Source organism: Pseudoduganella buxea (genome assembly GCF_009720835.1).
GTDB classification, from domain to species: Bacteria; Pseudomonadota; Gammaproteobacteria; order Burkholderiales; family Burkholderiaceae_D; genus Rugamonas; species Rugamonas buxea.
Genome location: NZ_WNKZ01000027.1, coordinates 15,105 through 32,505, shown reverse-complemented (window position 1 = coordinate 32,505; position 17,401 = coordinate 15,105). Strand labels below are relative to the sequence as shown.

At 66.0% G+C, this 17,401-nt stretch carries 18 protein-coding genes; 8 read left to right on the top strand and 10 right to left on the bottom strand.

Annotation, left to right across the window (positions count from 1 at the left end; translation table 11 throughout):
- Positions 1-137 precede the first annotated feature (137 nt).
- The 3 genes from dnaE to GM672_RS11610 all read left to right on the top strand — a co-directional run bounded on the left by dnaE (position 138) and on the right by GM672_RS11610 (position 6,586).
- A complete protein-coding gene (dnaE, locus tag GM672_RS11620) occupies positions 138-3,695 on the top strand; it encodes a DNA polymerase III subunit alpha (RefSeq protein WP_155470691.1) in 3,558 nt (1,185 codons plus the stop codon).
- 147 nt (positions 3,696-3,842) lie between these two features.
- On the top strand, positions 3,843-5,375 hold the full coding sequence (locus tag GM672_RS11615) for an MBOAT family O-acyltransferase (RefSeq protein ID WP_155470690.1): 1,533 nt from the start codon (positions 3,843-3,845) through the stop codon (positions 5,373-5,375).
- A gap of 2 nt (positions 5,376-5,377) precedes the next feature.
- The gene (locus GM672_RS11610; RefSeq protein WP_155470689.1) at positions 5,378-6,586 is read left to right on the top strand and encodes a hypothetical protein; all 1,209 of its coding nucleotides are present in this window, start codon (positions 5,378-5,380) and stop codon (positions 6,584-6,586) included.
- A gap of 1 nt (position 6,587) precedes the next feature.
- Here GM672_RS11610 and GM672_RS11605 read toward each other — a convergent pair whose 3' ends face one another.
- From GM672_RS11605 to GM672_RS29950, 3 genes are all read right to left on the bottom strand, one after another.
- The gene (locus GM672_RS11605; protein WP_155470688.1) at positions 6,588-6,818 is read right to left on the bottom strand and encodes a DUF6139 family protein; all 231 of its coding nucleotides are present in this window, start codon (positions 6,816-6,818) and stop codon (positions 6,588-6,590) included.
- Between the two features lie 271 nt (positions 6,819-7,089).
- The gene (locus GM672_RS11600) at positions 7,090-7,962 is read right to left on the bottom strand and encodes a glycosyltransferase family 2 protein (protein WP_155470687.1); all 873 of its coding nucleotides are present in this window, start codon (positions 7,960-7,962) and stop codon (positions 7,090-7,092) included.
- 65 nt (positions 7,963-8,027) lie between these two features.
- A complete protein-coding gene (locus tag GM672_RS29950) occupies positions 8,028-8,267 on the bottom strand; it encodes a hypothetical protein (protein WP_229427727.1) in 240 nt (79 codons plus the stop codon).
- Here GM672_RS29950 and GM672_RS11595 point away from each other — a divergent pair.
- From GM672_RS11595 to GM672_RS11585, 3 genes are read left to right on the top strand one after another with little or no spacing between them, the layout of a single operon-like run.
- A complete protein-coding gene (locus tag GM672_RS11595) occupies positions 8,256-9,263 on the top strand; it encodes an O-antigen ligase family protein (RefSeq protein ID WP_229427728.1) in 1,008 nt (335 codons plus the stop codon). The genes GM672_RS29950 and GM672_RS11595 overlap by 12 nt on opposite strands.
- Position 9,264: 1 nt before the next feature.
- Positions 9,265-10,326 carry a lipopolysaccharide heptosyltransferase II gene (gene waaF, locus GM672_RS11590; protein ID WP_155470685.1) on the top strand — a complete coding sequence of 354 codons (1,062 nt, stop codon included), beginning with the start codon at positions 9,265-9,267 and terminating at the stop codon, positions 10,324-10,326.
- 45 nt (positions 10,327-10,371) lie between these two features.
- Positions 10,372-11,913 carry a sensor domain-containing diguanylate cyclase gene (locus tag GM672_RS11585; RefSeq protein ID WP_155470684.1) on the top strand — a complete coding sequence of 514 codons (1,542 nt, stop codon included), beginning with the start codon at positions 10,372-10,374 and terminating at the stop codon, positions 11,911-11,913.
- On the opposite strand, the gene GM672_RS11580 is transcribed toward GM672_RS11585, so the two are convergent.
- On the bottom strand, positions 11,903-12,349 hold the full coding sequence (locus GM672_RS11580) for an SRPBCC family protein (RefSeq protein ID WP_155470683.1): 447 nt from the start codon (positions 12,347-12,349) through the stop codon (positions 11,903-11,905). The genes GM672_RS11585 and GM672_RS11580 overlap by 11 nt on opposite strands.
- 148 nt (positions 12,350-12,497) lie before the next feature.
- On the opposite strand from GM672_RS11580, the gene GM672_RS11575 reads away from it, so the two are divergent.
- Together GM672_RS11575 and GM672_RS11570 are read left to right on the top strand one after the other, a co-directional pair.
- Positions 12,498-12,851, top strand: a complete 354-nt coding sequence (locus GM672_RS11575; RefSeq protein WP_155470682.1) for a hypothetical protein — start codon at positions 12,498-12,500, stop codon at positions 12,849-12,851.
- A 326-nt stretch (positions 12,852-13,177) separates the two neighbouring features.
- The gene (locus GM672_RS11570; RefSeq protein WP_155470681.1) at positions 13,178-13,711 is read left to right on the top strand and encodes an FxDxF family PEP-CTERM protein; all 534 of its coding nucleotides are present in this window, start codon (positions 13,178-13,180) and stop codon (positions 13,709-13,711) included.
- Between the two features lie 130 nt (positions 13,712-13,841).
- Here the strand turns inward: GM672_RS11570 and GM672_RS11565 are convergent, their stop codons facing one another.
- From GM672_RS11565 to rlmH, 6 genes are all read right to left on the bottom strand, one after another.
- Entirely contained in the window at positions 13,842-14,039 is a 198-nt protein-coding gene (locus tag GM672_RS11565) for a YqaE/Pmp3 family membrane protein (RefSeq protein ID WP_155470680.1), read from the bottom strand.
- Positions 14,040-14,144: 105 nt separating this feature from the next.
- Positions 14,145-14,267 carry a hypothetical protein gene (locus tag GM672_RS29555; RefSeq protein WP_260098938.1) on the bottom strand — a complete coding sequence of 41 codons (123 nt, stop codon included), beginning with the start codon at positions 14,265-14,267 and terminating at the stop codon, positions 14,145-14,147.
- A gap of 81 nt (positions 14,268-14,348) precedes the next feature.
- Positions 14,349-14,672, bottom strand: coding sequence for a low molecular weight protein tyrosine phosphatase family protein (locus tag GM672_RS11560; RefSeq protein WP_155470679.1), 324 nt, complete (start codon positions 14,670-14,672; stop codon positions 14,349-14,351).
- Positions 14,673-14,682: 10 nt separating this feature from the next.
- Complete coding sequence (rng, locus tag GM672_RS11555; RefSeq protein WP_155470678.1) at positions 14,683-16,146, bottom strand: ribonuclease G; 1,464 nt, start codon at positions 16,144-16,146, stop codon at positions 14,683-14,685.
- Positions 16,143-16,763, bottom strand: coding sequence for a Maf family protein (locus GM672_RS11550; RefSeq protein ID WP_155470677.1), 621 nt, complete (start codon positions 16,761-16,763; stop codon positions 16,143-16,145). The genes rng and GM672_RS11550 overlap by 4 nt, the downstream gene beginning before the upstream one ends.
- Before the next feature lie 166 nt (positions 16,764-16,929).
- Entirely contained in the window at positions 16,930-17,400 is a 471-nt protein-coding gene (gene rlmH, locus GM672_RS11545; protein WP_155470676.1) for a 23S rRNA (pseudouridine(1915)-N(3))-methyltransferase RlmH, read from the bottom strand.
- Position 17,401: the final 1 nt, after the last annotated feature.

The following is a 17,401-nucleotide window of genomic DNA, read 5'->3' as shown; positions in this document are numbered from 1 at the left end:
GGCCGGCGGCTGCCGCCGGGCCGTCCCACGGGCCGGGAATGGTCCTATGGCAACATCGCGGCTGCTGAATAATGCCGGGTGCCTCCGGCCGCGCGGCGGTAAAATAGCGGCTTCCCATCCGTTACCAGCGTTAGCAAATGAGCATCGACACCATCGAACAGGATCGCGCAGTCGTTCTGCCGGACGACCCCGCAACACCCGCCGGACCAGGCTTCGTCCACCTGCGCGTGCACTCCGAGTATTCGATTGTCGACGGCCTGGTGCGGATCGACGACCTCGTCAAGGCCGCCGCCAAGGACAAGCAGGGCGCGCTGGCCGTGACGGACCTGTCCAACCTGTTCGGCATGGTCAAGTTCTATAAAACGGCGCGCGGCAAGGGCATCAAGCCCGTGATCGGCTGCGAAGTGTGGATCACCAACGACGACAACCGCGAAAAGCCGTGCCGCCTGCTGCTGCTGGCGAAGAACCGCGTGGGCTATCTGCAGCTGTGCGAACTGCTGTCGACGGCGTGGCTGACCAACCAGTACAAGGGCCGCGCCGAAGTACGCACGGAATGGCTGGCCGAGCTGGCCACGAAAACCTACGAGATCTTCCCCGGCGAGAGCGGCGCCAATGGCCTGATCGCCCTGTCCGGCGCCCAGTTCGGCGACATCGGCTGCGCCATCGACAACGGCAACCTGGACCTGGCCGAACGCCACGCAGCCAAGTGGGCCGCCATCTTCCCCGGCCACTTCTATATCGAGATCCAGCGCGCCGGCCAGCCGAACCAGGAGGCGCAGGTGCGCCACGCCGTGGCCCTGGCGGCCAAGCTGCGCCTGCCCGTGGTGGCGACGCACCCGGTCCAGTTCATGTCGGAGAAGGAATTCATCGCCCACGAGGCCCGCATCTGTATCGCCGAAGGCGAGATGATCGCCAACGCCAAGCGGCCCAAGCGCTTCAACGAACAGATGCGCTTCCTGACGCAGGAAGAAATGGAGATCCTGTTCGCCGACCTGCCGGCGGCGCTGGAGAATTCCGTCGAGATCGCACGCCGCTGCAACGTCACCCTGACCCTGGGTAAGCCGCAGCTGCCGAACTTCCCCACGCCGCCCGGCATGACAATCGACCAGTTCCTCGTGGCGGAAACGAGGAAGGGCCTGGAGGCGCGCCTGCTGCAGCTGTATCCCGATCCGGTCGAGCGCGAGAAGCAGCGCCCGCGCTACGAGGAGCGCCTCGAGTTCGAGAACAACACCATCATCAACATGAAGTTCCCCGGCTACTTCCTGATCGTGGCCGAGTTCATCCAGTGGGCCAAGGATAACGGCGTGCCCGTGGGCCCGGGCCGGGGTTCGGGTGCCGGCTCGCTGGTGGCGTATTCGCTGTTGATCACGGACCTCGATCCGCTGCGCTACAACCTGCTGTTCGAGCGTTTCCTGAACCCGGAACGGGTCTCGATGCCCGACTTCGACATCGACTTCTGCCAGGAAGGACGCGACCGCGTCATCCAGCACGTCAAGGAACTGTACGGCAAGGACGCCGTATCGCAGATCGCCACCTTCGGCACGATGGCGGCCAAGGGCGCCATCCGCGACGTCGGCCGCGTGCTGGACTTCGGCTACAACTTCTGCGACGGCATCTCGAAACTGATTCCGTTCAAACCGGGTAAGCCCGTGACGATCGCCGACGCCATCGACGAGGAACCGCAGCTCAAGGAGCGGCTGGAAAACGAGGAAGAAGTGCGCCAGCTGCTGGACCTGGCGCAGCAGGTGGAAGGCATCACGAGGAACATCGGCATGCACGCCGGCGGCGTGCTGATCGCGCCGGGCAAGCTGACCGACTTCTGTCCCCTGTACACGCAGGGCGGCGAGGGCGGCGTCGTGTCGCAGTACGACAAGGACGACGTCGAAGCCGTCGGCCTGGTCAAGTTCGACTTTTTGGGCCTGACCACCCTGACCATCCTGGACCGGGCGGTCAACTACATCCGCGAGCTCGATCCGGCCATGGCCGACTTCGACCTGGCCACGGTGACGTTGAAGGACAAGGGGTCTTATGACCTGCTGACCAAGGCGAAGACCGTGGCCGTGTTCCAGCTGGAGTCGCGCGGCATGCAGGGCATGCTGAAGGACGCCCGGCCCGACCGCTTCGAGGACATCATCGCGCTGGTGGCGCTGTACCGCCCGGGCCCGATGGACCTGATTCCGGACTTCTGCAAGCGCAAGCACGGCGAGAAGTTCGACTATCCGGACCCGCGCACCGAAGGCATCCTGTCCGAGACCTACGGCATCATGGTCTATCAGGAGCAGGTCATGCAGATGGCGCAGATCATCGGCGGCTACTCGCTGGGCGGCGCCGACATGCTGCGCCGGGCGATGGGCAAGAAGAAGGCCGAGGAGATGGCCGAGCACCGCGAGATCTTCCGCAAGGGCGCGGCCGAACGGGGGCTGACGACGGAAAAGGCCGACGAGATCTTCGACCTGATGGAGAAGTTCGCCGGCTACGGCTTCAACAAGTCGCACGCGGCCGCCTATGCGCTGCTGTCATACCACACGGCCTACCTGAAGCAGCACCACACGGCCGCGTTCATGGCGGCCAATATGTCGCTGGCGATGGACGACACGGAAAAGGTCAAGATCCTCGTCGAGGATTCGATCGAGGTGTGCGGCCTGACCATCCTGCCGCCGGACATCAACCTGTCGGCCTACCGCTTCCGTCCGGACGGCCCGCCGCCTTCCGTCACGGGCAAGAAGGTCACCAACATCCGCTACGGCCTGGGTGGCGTCAAGGGCGCCGGCCAGAACGCGATCGAGGCCATCATCGCCGCGCGCGACGCGGACGGCCCGTTCACCAGCCTGTTCGACTTCTGCCGCCGGGTCGACAAGAAGCAGATCAACCGCCGCACCATCGAGGCCCTGATCCGCTCCGGCGCCTTCGACGCCTTCGGGGTCGATCGTTCCGTGCTGTTTGCGTCCGTCGGCTTCGCGATGGAATGCGCCGACCAGGAAGCCCGCGCGGCCAACCAGGTCAGCCTGTTCGGCGGCGACGACAGCGACCTGGTGGCGCCGCCCGAGTACGTGCAGGCCATGCCGTGGACGGACCGCCAGAAGCTGTCCGAGGAAAAGATCGCGCTGGGCTTTTACCTGTCCGGCCATATGTTCGACATCTATGCGAACGAGGCGCGGCGCTTTGCCCGCACCAAGCTGTCGGAACTGGAGCCGTCGCGCGAGCCGCGCATGCTGTGCGGCGTCATCACGGGCATCCGCACGCAGATGACGCAGCGTGGCAAGATCCTGATCGTGTCGCTGGACGACAAGAGCGCCGTTGTCGAGGTGACGGTGTATAGCGAGATCTTTGAAGCGAACAAGAAGTGCTTCAAGGAGGACGAGTTCCTGGCCGTGACGGGCAAGGTGTCCGAGGACCGCTTCACGGGCGGCCTGCGCATCTCGGCCGAGAAGGTGTACGACATCGTCGCCGCGCGCCTGCAGTTCGGCCGACAGATGGGCTGGATGCTGCCCGAGGCCGTGCCGGCGGCGAAGCTGCGCGAAGTGCTGACGCCTCACCGCGACGACTACGGCCTGCCGGTCCAGATGCGCATCCGGCCGCAAGGCATCGACTGCGTGCTGCAGCTGGGCGACGACTGGCGCGTGGCCCCTTCGGACGCGCTGACGGTGGCGCTGGAGCAGGTGCTGGGCGCGCGCGAGGTGGCAGTGGAGTACTGAAGCGGCAAGCAGGCGGGGTGTTTTTCAGTTCTTGATCTCAGTTCTTGAGTCTGGTTAGCTGGGTATTGATCTGGCGCAAATAGACGCACGATCGACGTCAGATAATGTTCCAAACGACAACGTTCGGAGTGTTCATGCGCGCCTGCCATGCTGTTTAACTCCCACGCCTTCCTGTTCGGCTTCCTGCCGGTCGTGTTGCTGGCGTATTTTGCCGCAGCCCGCCGCGGCGGCGACGCGGCCAATGCCGTGCTGGCGGCGGCCTCGCTGTTCTTCTACGGCTGGTGGGACGTGCGCTACCTGCCGCTGCTGCTCGCCTCCATCGCCATCAACTACGGCTGCTCGCTGCGCATCCGCGCGGCCGCCGGGCAGGCCCGGTCGCGCTGGCTGGCGGCGGCCGTGGCGGCCAACCTGGCGCTGCTGGGCTGGTACAAGTATGCCGGCTTCTTCGCCCAGGCGGCCGGCCAGCTGACGGGCTGGCAGGTGCCGCTGGTACACATCGTCCTGCCGGTCGGCATCTCCTTCTTCACCTTCACGCAGATCGCCTTCCTGGTCGATACGGCGCGCGGCCTGGTGCACGAAAGCCGCTTCCTGCACTACCTGCTGTTCGTCACCTACTTCCCCCACCTGGTGGCCGGGCCCGTGCTGCACCACCGCGAGATGATGCCGCAGTTCGCCGACCCGGCCAACCTGGCGCCACGGGCCGCCAACTTCGCCATCGGCGGCTCGATCTTCGTCATCGGCCTGGCCAAGAAGGTGCTGGTGGCCGACAGCCTGGCGCCCCATGCCAACGTGCTGTTCGCCGCGCCGGAAGGGGTGTCGCTGCTGGTCGCGTGGGGCGGCGTGCTGGCGTACACCTTCCAGCTGTATTTCGATTTCTCCGGCTATTCGGATATGGCGATCGGGCTGTCGCGGCTGTTCGGCGTGCGGCTGCCGCTCAATTTCGATTCGCCCTACAAGGCCGTCACGATCACCGAGTTCTGGCGGCGCTGGCACATGACGCTGTCGCGCTTCCTGCGCGACTACCTGTACGTGCCGCTGGGCGGCAACCGCAAGGGCCCGCTGCGCCGCCACGTCAACCTGCTGGCCACGATGCTGCTGGGCGGCCTGTGGCACGGCGCCGGCTGGAATTTCGTCATCTGGGGCGCGCTGCATGGCGTCTACCTGGTCGTCGCCCATGGCTGGTCGGCCCTGCGCGAACGGCTTGGCTGCAATGGCGCGGGGCGCGCCTGGCGCCTGTGCGCGTGGGCCCTGACCTTCGGCGCCGTCTGCGTGGCCTGGGTCTTCTTCCGCGCCCCCGACGTGGCCGGCGCACTGGCCATCCTGCGCGGCATGGTCGGCGCCGAGGGTGTCGCACTGCCGGCCGCCATCGGCATGCGCCTGGGCGGCCTGCAGCAGGTGCTGGAGGGACTCGGGGTCAGCTGGTATCTGGGCGGCGGCACGCGGCTGGTGGAAACGTGGAGCTGGGTGGCGCTGGGCGCAGTGCTGGCGCTGGCCATGCCGAACACGCAGCAGATCATGCGGCGCTGGGAACCGGCGCTCGATGCGCGCCCGGCGCAAGGGGGGCCGGGCTGGCTGGCCTGGCAGCCGGGGCGGCGCCAGGCGGTGGTCCTGGGCGTGCTGGCCGTGCTGAGCGTGCTGTCGCTGAACCAGCCCAGCGACTTCCTTTACTTCCAGTTCTAGCGATGGACGCCCGCCACGCCCTCTACCTGCGCTGGCTGGCCGGCGTCATGCTGGCCACGGCCGTGCTGGCGGCGCTGGCCGTGCTGCTGGTCGATCCGTATGGCCTGTACGGCTGGTACGAGAAGGCCGGCGTCAACCGGGTCAAGCCGCCTTTGACGCGCCACCAGAACGAAATCAAGCTGGCGCGCGCGCTGCGGCTGCAGCCACGCCTCGTCATCGTCGGCAATTCGCGCGTGGAGGCAGGGCTCGATCCGGACGGCCCGGCGCTGCAGGGGACGAACGCCGTCAACCTGGGCCTGGCCGGCACCGGTACCGTCACGGCCGTGAGCCAGTTGCGTTACCTGGCGGCCCAGGGCATCGGGCCGCGCCACGTCGTCGCCGGCGTCGATTTCGTCGATGCGCTGACGGCGGCGCCGGTCAGGGCCGGCCCCGTGCCGCCGCTTCGGGTGGCACCGCCTGGGCACGCCTGGCAGGCCGATGCGCTGCTGTCGGCGGCATCGCTGAAGGATGCGCTGCGCACCGTGGCACTGCAGCATGACCAGGAGGCTCCGATGGCGACCTTGCGCGGCTTCAATCCGCTGCGGGAGTACCACAGGACGGCCAGGGTGGAGGGCTACGCCGCTATCTTCCGCCAGCGCGAGCAGGAGAACGAGCGCAAGCTGGCGCGCTTCGCGCAGGGTGGGCTGGACGAGGGCACGCTGCGGGCCGAACTGCGCGCCTTGACCGATGCGGCGGCCCAGGGCAACCCGGCCGTGGCGCTGGACCTGCTGATCTATCCCTACCATGCGCAACTGCTGGCGGCGTTCGAACGCCATGGCCTGTGGCCCCGCTTCGAGGCGTGGAAAACGGTGCTGGTCGAGGAAGTGGCGGCGGCCCGCAAGCGTCATCCGCGCGCCCGTATCATGCTGGTCGATTTCAGCGGCTATGGCGATCGGCAGTGCGAACCGATTCCGGCGCCCGGCAGCGACGCGGCGACCCGCTGGTATTGGGAAGCAGGGCATTTCAAGGCGGCGCTGGGGGAAGTCATGCTGGCGCGGCTGCTGGCGCGCGGGCGGGAAGGTGCAGGGGAGGGCATGCAGGGCGACGCAGGCTTCGGCGTGCCGCTGGAAGCGGCCAACGGCATGGCGAACCGCCACCGCATCGCGGCGGAGCGGGCTGCGTGCAGGGCACGCCAGCCGGCCTTGTTCGATGGGGCATCGCGCCCCGGATGACTTACATGTCTTTCAGGCTCGTGATCGCGTAGCCCTTGGTACCGATCTGCTGGGGCAGGTGCTCGATATGGAAATCGGGCAGAATGTCGGCATCGTCATCGACTTCCAGCGCTTTCGCTTCCGGTTCCCAGTCGGTATTGATGGCTTCCTGCGGAATGGGTTTTCCTTCTGGCACGGCCAGATAGGAAAAAATACCATCGTGTTCAGGCCGTCGGTAAATATCCAGGCGCATCGCGTTCTCCTTGTGGTTGGGATCGAGTTGCCAGCTTGACAGTACCAGGATGCAAGCACCGTTCGGTACCGCACATGCCGCCGCAATCCCGCCGATTCTACTCCGACCCCGAATTCAGTGTCAGATACCTATTACGGATTTACACACGCCCAATTCGGTGTCAGATACCTATTGCAGGTATCACCAGCATTGCCGGAAAACCGGTGTCAGACCGCTACGGCGGACCGTCCCGTTTTCGAGCAACGTCGCGTCTCGATGCGCAAGAATTTGCCTAGGAAATGGTTCCGGGCGCGGGGGCCGGTTCCCGTTGGATGGCATTGCTTGCCGCCAACTCGCGCAGGCCGGCGGTGGCCTGGGTGGTGCGGTCGACGGCCCGCTGCAGCACGACGGCGCGGTTGCTGCTGGCCTGGTCGCGCTGGTTTTCGCGGTGCCACAGATGGAACACTTCGGTGGCGAAGGCGCCGTCCTTGCGCAGCACGCCCGCGTTGAACAGGCGCACCACCAGGTCCGAATCCTCGTGGCCCCAGCCCTGGAAACTCTCGTCGAAGCCGTTGACCAGGTCCAGGTCGCTGCGCCAGACGGCCAGGTTGCAGCTCTTGATGCGGCGCCACGAGAAGCGGCGCCGTTCGCGGCCGACGTCGGGCAGCACCAGCACCGTCTGCAGAAATTTATTGAAATGGCCGCCCAGGCGCAGGCGCAGGCGTTCGGCCACGGACAGGGTGTGCAGGTTCAGGCGCCGCTGCAGCAGCTCGCGGGTATATTGTTCGCTCAGCAACACGCGGCTGCCGGAAACGAGGAAGCCTGGGCGCGCCAGCTTGCGGTGGCGCGACACGAAATTCTTCTGCGGGACGCAGTCGCCATCGAGGAAGACGATGTAGTCGCCGGTGGCGGCCAGGGTGCCCAGGTTGCGCACGCGGGCGGCGCGGAAGCCTTCATCGGCCTGCCAGACATGGCGCAGCGGCACGGGCGAACGGGCCGCCAGGGCGGCCACGCAGTCCCGCGTGTTGTTCGTCGAGCCGTCATCAGCGATAATGATTTCGAAATTGGTATCGTCCTGCGCGAAGCAGGCTTCGACCACCGCCGTCAGGGCGTCCGGTCGGTTGTATGTCGTGACAATGACAGAGATTTTTGACGCTTGTTGCATGAAGTCGATGCTGCCCGTGTTGATTTTTGCAAGAAACGCTCACAAAAACATTGATGAATAATACTTTAACCAAGAATGCCGACGTAAAAACTGTCACTGTCACCTGCCTGGTTTTCCTTCTGCCCTTCCTGACCCTGATCACGAGCGCCGGCGTCGGCCTGTGCAGCTTCGGCTTCCTGCTCGCCGCGTTCTGGTGCTGGCGAGAAGGCGCGCCGCAGTGGCGCCGTCATCTTAGCGATATCCGCGGCGTTTTGACAGCGTTCGGGCTTGCCTTCCTGTTTTTTGGCCTCGTCGTGCTGCTGCACGGCGATGTCAACCTGCGCAACTGGGAGAAGCCCAGCCGCATGCTGCTGGCTGCCAGCGCCCTGTTTGCCGTGCTGGCATGCCGGCCCGATCGCAATGCCCTGTGGTGGGGCCTGATCGGCGGCACCGTGGCCGGCGCCTGCGTGGCCGGCTACCAGCGCTGGTTCGAAGGGGTGGACCGGCCGGGCGGCATGATGAACGCGATCACCTTCGGCGACATCGTCCTTTGCATGGGCCTCATGTCCTTGGCCGGCGTGCTCGATTTCCGCGGCCGCCAGCGCATCTGGCCCGCGCTGGGCGCCGTCGCGGGCCTGGTCGGCACCCTGGCCACGGGCACGCGGGGCGGCTGGGTGGCCATTCTCTTTGCCGCACTGCTGTTCCTGAAATACGGCCACTACCTGCGCGGCAAGTTCGCCAAGGGCACGGCCGGCCTGGTGGCGCTGGTGATGTTCGGCGCCTATTTCGTACCGCAGACGGGCGTGAGCGAGCGGCTGGGGCAGGGTATCGACGACGTGCGCACCTACTACACGGGCGGCGGCGCCTTCACCAATGTCGGCGTGCGCCTGGAACTGTGGAAGGGCGCCGGCATGCTGGTGGCGCGCCACCCGTGGGCGCCGTCCAGCAACGCCCAGGTCAAGGAGGAACTGCGTGAACTGGTCGATGCCGGCAAGCTGCAGCCCTTCGTGCTGGAAGCCGAGCATTTCCACAATGACGCGCTGCAGGTGCTCGTGTTCGGCGGCGTGATCGGCTTCCTGTGCTGGTTCGGCACCCTGCTGATGCCGTTCCTGTTCTTCCTGCGCATCCTGCAGTCGCACGAAACGGCCAGCCCCCGCCTGATCGCCCCGGCCCTGGCCGGCCTGCTGCTGGTGGTCAGCTACTTCAGCTTCGGGCTGACGGAGGTGATCTTCTGGTCCGTGCGCAGCGCGATGTTCTATGCGCTGATGCTGTTCGTGACGATGGGCCTATGCCTGAACGCCAAGACCGCCGACGGGAACTGACATGCAGCGTACCCTGATCATTTCTCCCAACTGGATCGGCGACGCCGTGATGGCCCAGCCGCTGCTGCAGCTGCTGCGCGCGCGCCATCCGGACCGGCCGATCGACGTGCTGGCGCCACCCGCGGTGGCACCGGCCTGGCGCCAGATGCGCGAGGTCGACGAAGTGCTGCAGACGCCGTTCCGCCATGGCGCCCTGCAGCTGCGCGAGCGGTGGCGCTATGCGCGCCTGCTGAAGGCGCGCGGCTATGCCGAAGCCTATGTGCTGCCCAATACACTGAAATACGCGCTGATCCCCTGGCTGGCCGGGATCAAGCGCCGGGTCGGCTACAAGGGCGAGAGCCGCCATGGGCTGATCAACGTGATGCACTTCGACGATGTGCCGCCGCGCCCGATGGTGCCGTTCTACGCGGCGCTGGCCGATGCCCCGCGCGCGCCGCTGCGCGCCGATGTGCCCCGCCCGGCCATGCAGGTATCGCGCGAGCAGATGGACGCCGCCGCAAGCAAGGCGGGCCTGGGCCACGGGCCCTTGATCGTGTTCGCGCCGGGCGCGGAGTTCGGCTCGGCCAAGCGCTGGCCGCCGCAGCATTTCGCCGGCCTGGCGCAGGCCATCCTTGCCGGTGTGCCGGGCGCGCAGGTGGCGCTGCTGGGCTCACCGAAGGACCGCCCCGTGTGCGACGAAATCATGGCCGCGCTGGCCGGCAGAAGCGCCGCCGGCGCCGTGTTCAACCTGGCCGGGCAGACCAGCCTGGCCGAGGCCATCGCCCTGATCGCCCGCTGCGCGGCCATCGTCAGCAACGATTCGGGCCTGCTGCACGTGGCCTCGAGCCTGGACCGCCCCGTGGTGGCGATCTACGGGCCCACCGATCCCGATCACGCGCCGCCATTTTCCAGCATGGCGCGCTCGCTGTCGCTGCGGCTGGACTGCTCGCCATGCCGCCAGCGCGAGTGCCCGCTGGGCCACCACAACTGCATGCGCGGCATCGACGCCGACCAGGTCTGGCATACGCTGCAGCCGATGCTGGGCACCAGCCATGCGACGCCGGCCGGGGGCTTTGCGGTATAACCGCTTGATTCCCCATCCGGGCGTCATCGTCCGCACCAAGCCGCCATGCTGAAGCGCCTTCCCATCACCTTCTGGGCCACCGTCTTCGTGACGGTGGTCTGCGTGGCGCTGGTGAGCCTGGACTTCTGGCGCAGCTGGAACGCGCGCGGCGTGCTGCTCGAGGAGACCGAGCGTTCCAGCACGAACCTGGCGCGGGCCATGAGCCAGCACGCCGACGACACCATCAAGGCGGCCGACACCAGCCTGGCCGACCTGGAAGAACGCATCGAAATGGATGGCCTGCACGAAGGCCAGCTGGCCAGGCTGCACCAGGTCATGCTGGGCCAGGTGCGCGCGCTGCCGCAGCTCGATGGCCTGTATGCCTACGACGAAGCGGGGCGCTGGATGGTCAACTCGCAGCCGACCCTGGACCGCAAGGCCAACAATGCCGACCGCGAGTACTTCAGGTTCCACCGCGAGAACCGCGACAAGGGCCCCCATATCGGCCTGCCCGTGATCAGCCGCTCCAGCGGCAAATGGATCATTCCCGTGTCGCGCCGCATCGACAAGCCCGATGGCGCCTTCGGCGGCGTGGTGCTGGCCACGATCGACATCGATTACTTCCGCCGCTTCTACGCCAGCTTCGATATCGGCGACAACGGCGCCGTGGCGCTGCTGTCGAACCGCGGGGTGATGCTGGTGCGCCGGCCGTTTCGCGCCGAAGGCATCGGCGCGAGCATCGTCGACACGCCCCTGTACCAGGCCTATTCGCGTTCGGGCACCACCGGCACCGGCATGTTCCGTTCGACCCAGGACGGCCAGGTGCGCCTGAACAGCTACCGCCCGCTGCAGAACTACCCGCTGTTCGTCACGGCCGCGCTGTCGAAGGAGGAGGCACTGGCGCACTGGCGCCGCGACACGTGGCTGCATTCGCTCGGCGTGGTGGCGCTGGCAGCCTTGCTGGCGCTGTTCGGCCAGCGCCTGATCGGCCAGATGCGGCGCCGCCTGGAGGCGGAACGGGAGCTGCGCCAGGCCCGCGACGCGCTGGCCAGCCTGAATGCGACGCTGGAAAAGATGGCGCTGCAGGACGGCCTGACGGGCCTGGCCAACCGGCGCCAGCTCGATGTCTCGCTGGGCAATGAGTTCAGCCGCGCCACGCGCCAGGGCGCCTCGCTGGCGCTGGCCTTGATCGACGTCGATCACTTCAAGCTGTTCAACGACCGCTATGGCCACAGCGCCGGCGACGACTGTCTGCGCGCCATCAGCCGCGCCATCCGCCAGCAGACGCCGAAGCGGGCCGGCGACCTGGCCGCCCGCTATGGCGGCGAAGAGCTGGCCGTGCTGCTGCCCAATACCGATATCGCCGGCGCCTGGGCCGTGGCCGAGCGCATGCGCCAGGCCGTGGCGGCGCTGCAGCTGCCCCATGCGGACAGCGCCCAGGGCATCGTGACGATCAGCGCCGGCGTCGCCGCCCTGGTGCCTCAGCGTGGCGTCGATGCCGCCACCACCCTGATCGAAGCGGCCGATAAAGCCCTGTATGCCGCCAAGTCGGCCGGGCGCAACCGGGTAGCGCCGGACCTGGGGCTGGCGCCGGTGCTCACTCCCTGATCTCGGCCTCGACCAGTTGCGCCAGCAGTGCGAGCGACTCCTGCCAGCCCAGGTAGCACGATTCAGCGGGAATGGCGGCGGGAATGCCCTCCTGCCGGATGCGCAGTTCCACGCCGCAGAACACGTCGCGTAAGGTGACGGCGGTTTCCATCCGGCCCGGCAGTTCGGGCGTGTCGAATTCGGCCGTGTAGCGCACGCGCCTGCCCGGCTCGAGATCGAGATACTCGCCGCCGAACGCATGGCTGCCGCCCGTCGTGAAATTGGTGAACGACATCCGGTAACGCCCGCCGACCCTGGCATCCATCTCGTGGACAGTACCGATAAAGCCGTGCGGCGGCAGCCATTTGGCGAAGGCGCCCGGCGTGACGAAGGCGCGGTAGACCCGGTCCGACGTGGATTTCAGGACGCGGTGGAACTCGACGGCATTGGTGGACATGATGATTTCCTTTTGGGGTGACAGAGGACGACCCTCCTGACGACGACGAACGGCACCGCCCGGATTCGACAGGCGGGCACGAATTTCGTGTGCCCCGCTTGGCCTGCACGAACGCGGCCACCGCCTGCGCAACGGTATATTGAAGGCCATGACATCTTCCAGCAAATATCCCGTCACGCCGGATGGGCGCTACTTCGTCGTGGCAGGCCGGCTTTGGCGCACGAGCAATCCGGCCCTGGTCCCGGACACCAGGCAGGTGCTGGTCGGGCAGCTGATGACGGCGCGGCGGCAGGTAGGGGCGGCGAAGAAGGCGGGTGACGCCGCAGCCGAGCGCGCGGCGCGTGCCGCCGTCGATGCCGCCAAGCGCAGCCTGGGCGAGCGGGGTCCCGTCTGGTGGACCGACGGCGCGCCCGACTACAACCGGCGCTTGGTGGTCAATACCCCTTATGCCGCATGGTATGCAGCGCTGCAGCCGGCGCCGCTGGCCGAAGGACTTCAATGACGTATTGACTGCCAATTGGTCACTTTCCGCGTAATGCGTCAAGTGCATATCCTTATGCGCCGCTTATAGTCGTCGTTTTCCGACGTGTAAAGAAATCGCGTCTACACGTAGGATCAATCTGACGGCGGGGAAAACAGATGTTTCCTTAATCGGTAACATCATGATTTCAAAGGATTTCTTGTGCCTAAGAGCCGGTTAAGGTCGTTTCATTGACCGAACTCAACTTGTAAGCGCATGTAATGCCAGATTTTTTGCATCTTGGAGTTTTGCTACCTTAAGCGCTCCTCAGCGGTCTCAACCATTTGATACGTTTTCAGGAGCAACACATGACCAAGACCAAGAAATTTGCATCAGCCATTGCACTCGCCTGCGCCGCCTTCACGAGCCAGGCCGCCATGGCGGAAGACATCAGCAATCCGATCGAAGCGATCACGCTGGAAGACAACGCTGCCTTCTTCGGCCGCCTGATCACTGGCAATCACTCGGGCGACACCTTCGCCGACCAGTACAGCTTCAACTTGGGCGCCGGCTCGTCGATCGTGGCCGACCTGTTCTCCGTCAGCGGCAATCCGAAGAATGGCCTGGATATCACGGGCTTCAGCCTGTACCGCATCGACGGCACGCTGGTCAGCAGCGGCACCCAGCTGGAAACGGGCAGGACCGACCAGTGGCAACTGAGCACGGCCGGCCTGTCGGGCAGCTACTACGTGCAAGTGGAAGGCAGCGTGCTGTCGCAAGCAGCCGGCAACTATGGCGTGACCCTCGCCGTGACGCCGGTACCGGAGCCGACCACCTACGGCATGATGCTGGGCGGCCTGGCGCTGCTGGGCGTGGTGGCACGCCGCAAGTCGAGCAAGTAAGCAGGCGCAGTTCCGGACGCCTGCGGCACTACCTCCCGCCGCCGCTGAGTTCCGCTGCGGGCGTCTACCTTCGTCGATTCACGACCCGGCCCTGAACAGGGCCTTCGGTCGTCATTGGCCTGCGGCGCCGCTAGCCCTCCCGGCGTCCCAGCGCCTGTTCGATCTTCTTGTCCGTCTTGTACTGGCTCAGTGCATACACGGCCCAGATGGCGGCCGGCAGCCAGCCGAGCAGCGTGATCTGCAGGATCAGGCAGATGACGCCGGCGATGGGGCGGCCGATCGTGAAGAAGGTCAGCCACGGAAGGAACAGGGCAATTAACAGGCGCATGGGCGGATTCTCTCGAAAGATCACAACGGTTCGCTGCCGGTCCAACCGGACCGGCCTGCCATATTCTACTGGCACGGCGCCCAGCGCTGCTTTTTTATCGAAGCATCAGAAGCGGTGCTGCATGCCCAAGAACACGCTGCGCCGCAGGCGGCCGAATCCGGCCTCGTCGCGGGCCAGCGCGACCGTATTGCCGCCGCTGGTCCTCGCATACGCGGCCGTGGCATACATGCCGGCGCGGCAGCTTCGCAAACGAGGAAAACGCAGGGTGGGGCGAAAACGATCCAGGGATGGGACGGCAGGCAGTAAGTGTCAGCGCAGGAACTTGCCCACTTTCGCCTCGAGCAGCTTGATAAGTTCGGGCTGCATATATTCGTAGTCGTCCGGTATATCCAGGCAGATCACGCGTTTATTCTTCAGGTGCGCCTGGAAGCGGGTGGCGAGACGGTTACGATGGGCTTTTTCCATCACGAAGACGATATTGGCCCAAGCCAGTTGCTCGGGCGCCAACGGTACGGAAGCGTCGCCGCCCAGCCCGGCGGAGTCGGTTTCGACACCGGGCCATGACGCGAAAATCTGCTCGGCAGTGGGGCTGCGCAGGCGATTCTGGCTGCAGATGAACAATGCGCGTTTCATGGATCTGCCCCTACATCAGGATGACGTCGTACTGCTCCTGGTGATAAGCATTCTCCACCTGCAGTGAAATCTTCTTGCCGATGAAGTCGCCCAGCATGGCCAGGTGCTGCGATTCCTCTTCCAGGAACATGTCGACCACTTCCTGCGAGGCGAGGATGCGGAATTCGCGGGGATTGAACTGTTTTGCTTCGCGCAGCAGTTCGCGCAGGATTTCGTAGCAGATGGTGCGCGAGGTCTTGACCTGGCCCTTGCCGCTGCAGGCGGGGCAGGGCTCGCACAGGATGTGGGCCAGCGATTCGCGGGTGCGCTTGCGCGTCATCTCGACCAGGCCCAGGGCCGAGAAGCCGCTGACGGAGACCTTGGTGCGGTCGCGCGCCAGGGCCTTCTTCAGTTCCGACAGCACGGCGTTGCGGTGCTCGGCGTTCTCCATGTCGATGAAGTCGAGGATGATGATGCCGCCCAGGTTGCGCAGGCGCAGCTGGCGGGCGATGGCGTGGGCCGCTTCCAGGTTGGTCTTGAAGATGGTGTCGGCGAAGTTGCGGCCGCCCACGTAGCCGCCCGTGTTGACGTCGATCGTCGTCATCGCCTCGGTCTGGTCGACGATCAGGTAGCCGCCGGACTTCAGGTCGACGCGGCGGCCCAGCGCGCGCTGGATTTCCTCTTCCACGCCGTACAGGTCGAACAGCGGGCGCTCGCCCGTGTAGTGCTGCAGGCGCGGCAGCACGCTGGGCGTGTAGACCTTGCCGAATTCGTTCAGGCTGAGGAAATTCTCGCGCGAGTCGACCTGGATCGTGGCCGTCTCGTCGTGCACGAAGTCGCGCAGCACGCGCTGGGCCAGGCTCAAGTCCTGGTGCAGCAGGCTGGTGGGCGGGCGCGTGCGGGCGCCGTGGGTGATCGTCGCCCACGTCTTGCGCAGGTACTCGATATCGGCCTGCAGGTCCGAATCGCTGGCGTCCTCGGCCTGCGTGCGCACGATGTAGCCGCCTTTTTCTTCCTTCGGCAGCAGGCCCTGCATGCGCGCGCGCAGCGCCTCGCGCTCCGTTTCCTTCTCGATCTTCTGCGAGATGCCGATATGCGAATCCTGCGGCAGGTAGACCAGCATGCGTCCGGCGATCGAGATCTGCGTCGACAGGCGCGCGCCCTTCGTGCCGATCGGGTCCTTGATGACCTGCACCGTCAGCACCTGGCCGTCGAACAGCAGCTTTTCGATCGGCACCGGCACGGCGGCCTGGCCATCGTGGGGGCGCGCCTCCCAGATGTCGGCCACGTGCAGGAAGGCGGCGCGTTCCAGGCCGATGTCGATAAAGGCCGACTGCATGCCGGGCAGCACCCGTACCACCTTGCCGGAGTAGACGTTGCCGGCCAGGCCGCGCGTCAGGGTGCGCTCGATATGCAGCTCCTGCACGGCGCCCTGCAGCACCAGCGCCACGCGCGTCTCCTGCGGCGTGATATTGATCAGGATGTCTTCATTCATGGCAATTTCAGCCCGGCCTGGCGCAGCAGGCCCGCCGTCTCGTACAGGGGCAGGCCCATGATGCCCGAGTGGCTGCCTTCGATATGCTCGATGAAGACCGACGCCAGGCCCTGGATGCCATAGCCGCCCGCCTTGTCGTAGGGCTCCGTGCTGGCGCAGTAGGCCTGGATGGCCGCCGGGGTCAGGCTGGCAAAGCGCACGTCCGACACTTGCGTGACGCAGCCTTCGAAATCGTAGGTGCGCACCGCCACGGCCGTCAGCACCTGGTGGGTGCGGCCGGACAGTCGGTTCAGCATCTCCTCGGCTTCTTCCTTGCCGGCCGGCTTGCCCAGGATCTGGCCGTCCACGGCAACAGTGGTGTCGGCCGACAAGATCGGACGCGGCTTCAGGTGGCGGCGCCGCACCAGGTCGAACGCGAAACCGGCCTTCTCGTTCGCCACCCGCGTCACGTAGTCGTACGCCGGCTCGTCGACGGCGACTTCCTCGGTGACGTCGGCACCGCGCGGGCCGTCGCTGCGCAGCAGCAGCAATTCGAAATCGACGCCGATCTGACGCAGCAGTTCCCGCCGCCGGGGGCTCTTCGAGGCAAGATAGATTTTTCGTTCGACCAGTTTCATCGTTGTTATTGTTGAAAATTTCAGAGTAGTGAAACGATACCAGCTAAGGCGGCGGAGGGACAGGGCAAGGCGGAAGTAAAAACGGGGCGGGTTGGCGATCCGGCAGTCTCCCATTCCCAGGCAAGATTGCCTTGAAACAGGGGACTGTCCCCGGTTTTGCCGGGGTTCAGACGCGGTGGTAGGGGTGGTTCTGGGTGATGGTGTAGGCGCGGTACAGCTGCTCGGCCAGCATCACCCGCACCATGCCGTGCGGCAGGGTCATGCTGGAGATGCGGATCAGACCCTCGGCCCTGGCCTTCAGGCCCGGGTCGAGGCCGTCGGCGCCGCCGATCAGGAAGGCTGTGTCGCGGCCGTCCTGCTGCCATTGTTCGAGCTGTTGCGACAGCCCGACACTGGTCAGGTCGCGGCCCCGTTCGTCGAGCGCGATGATGCGCACCGATTTCGGCAGGGCCGCCTCGATGCGCTCGCGCTCCAGCGCCATCGCCGTGGCGGCGGTCTTGCTGCCGGAACGTTCGACGGGCTTGATTTCCTTCAGCACGATGCGCAGCTCCGGCGGCATGCGCTTGGTGTACTCGGCAAACCCCGCTTCGATCCAGGCCGGCATTTTATGGCCGACCGCAGCGATAATCAGCTGCATG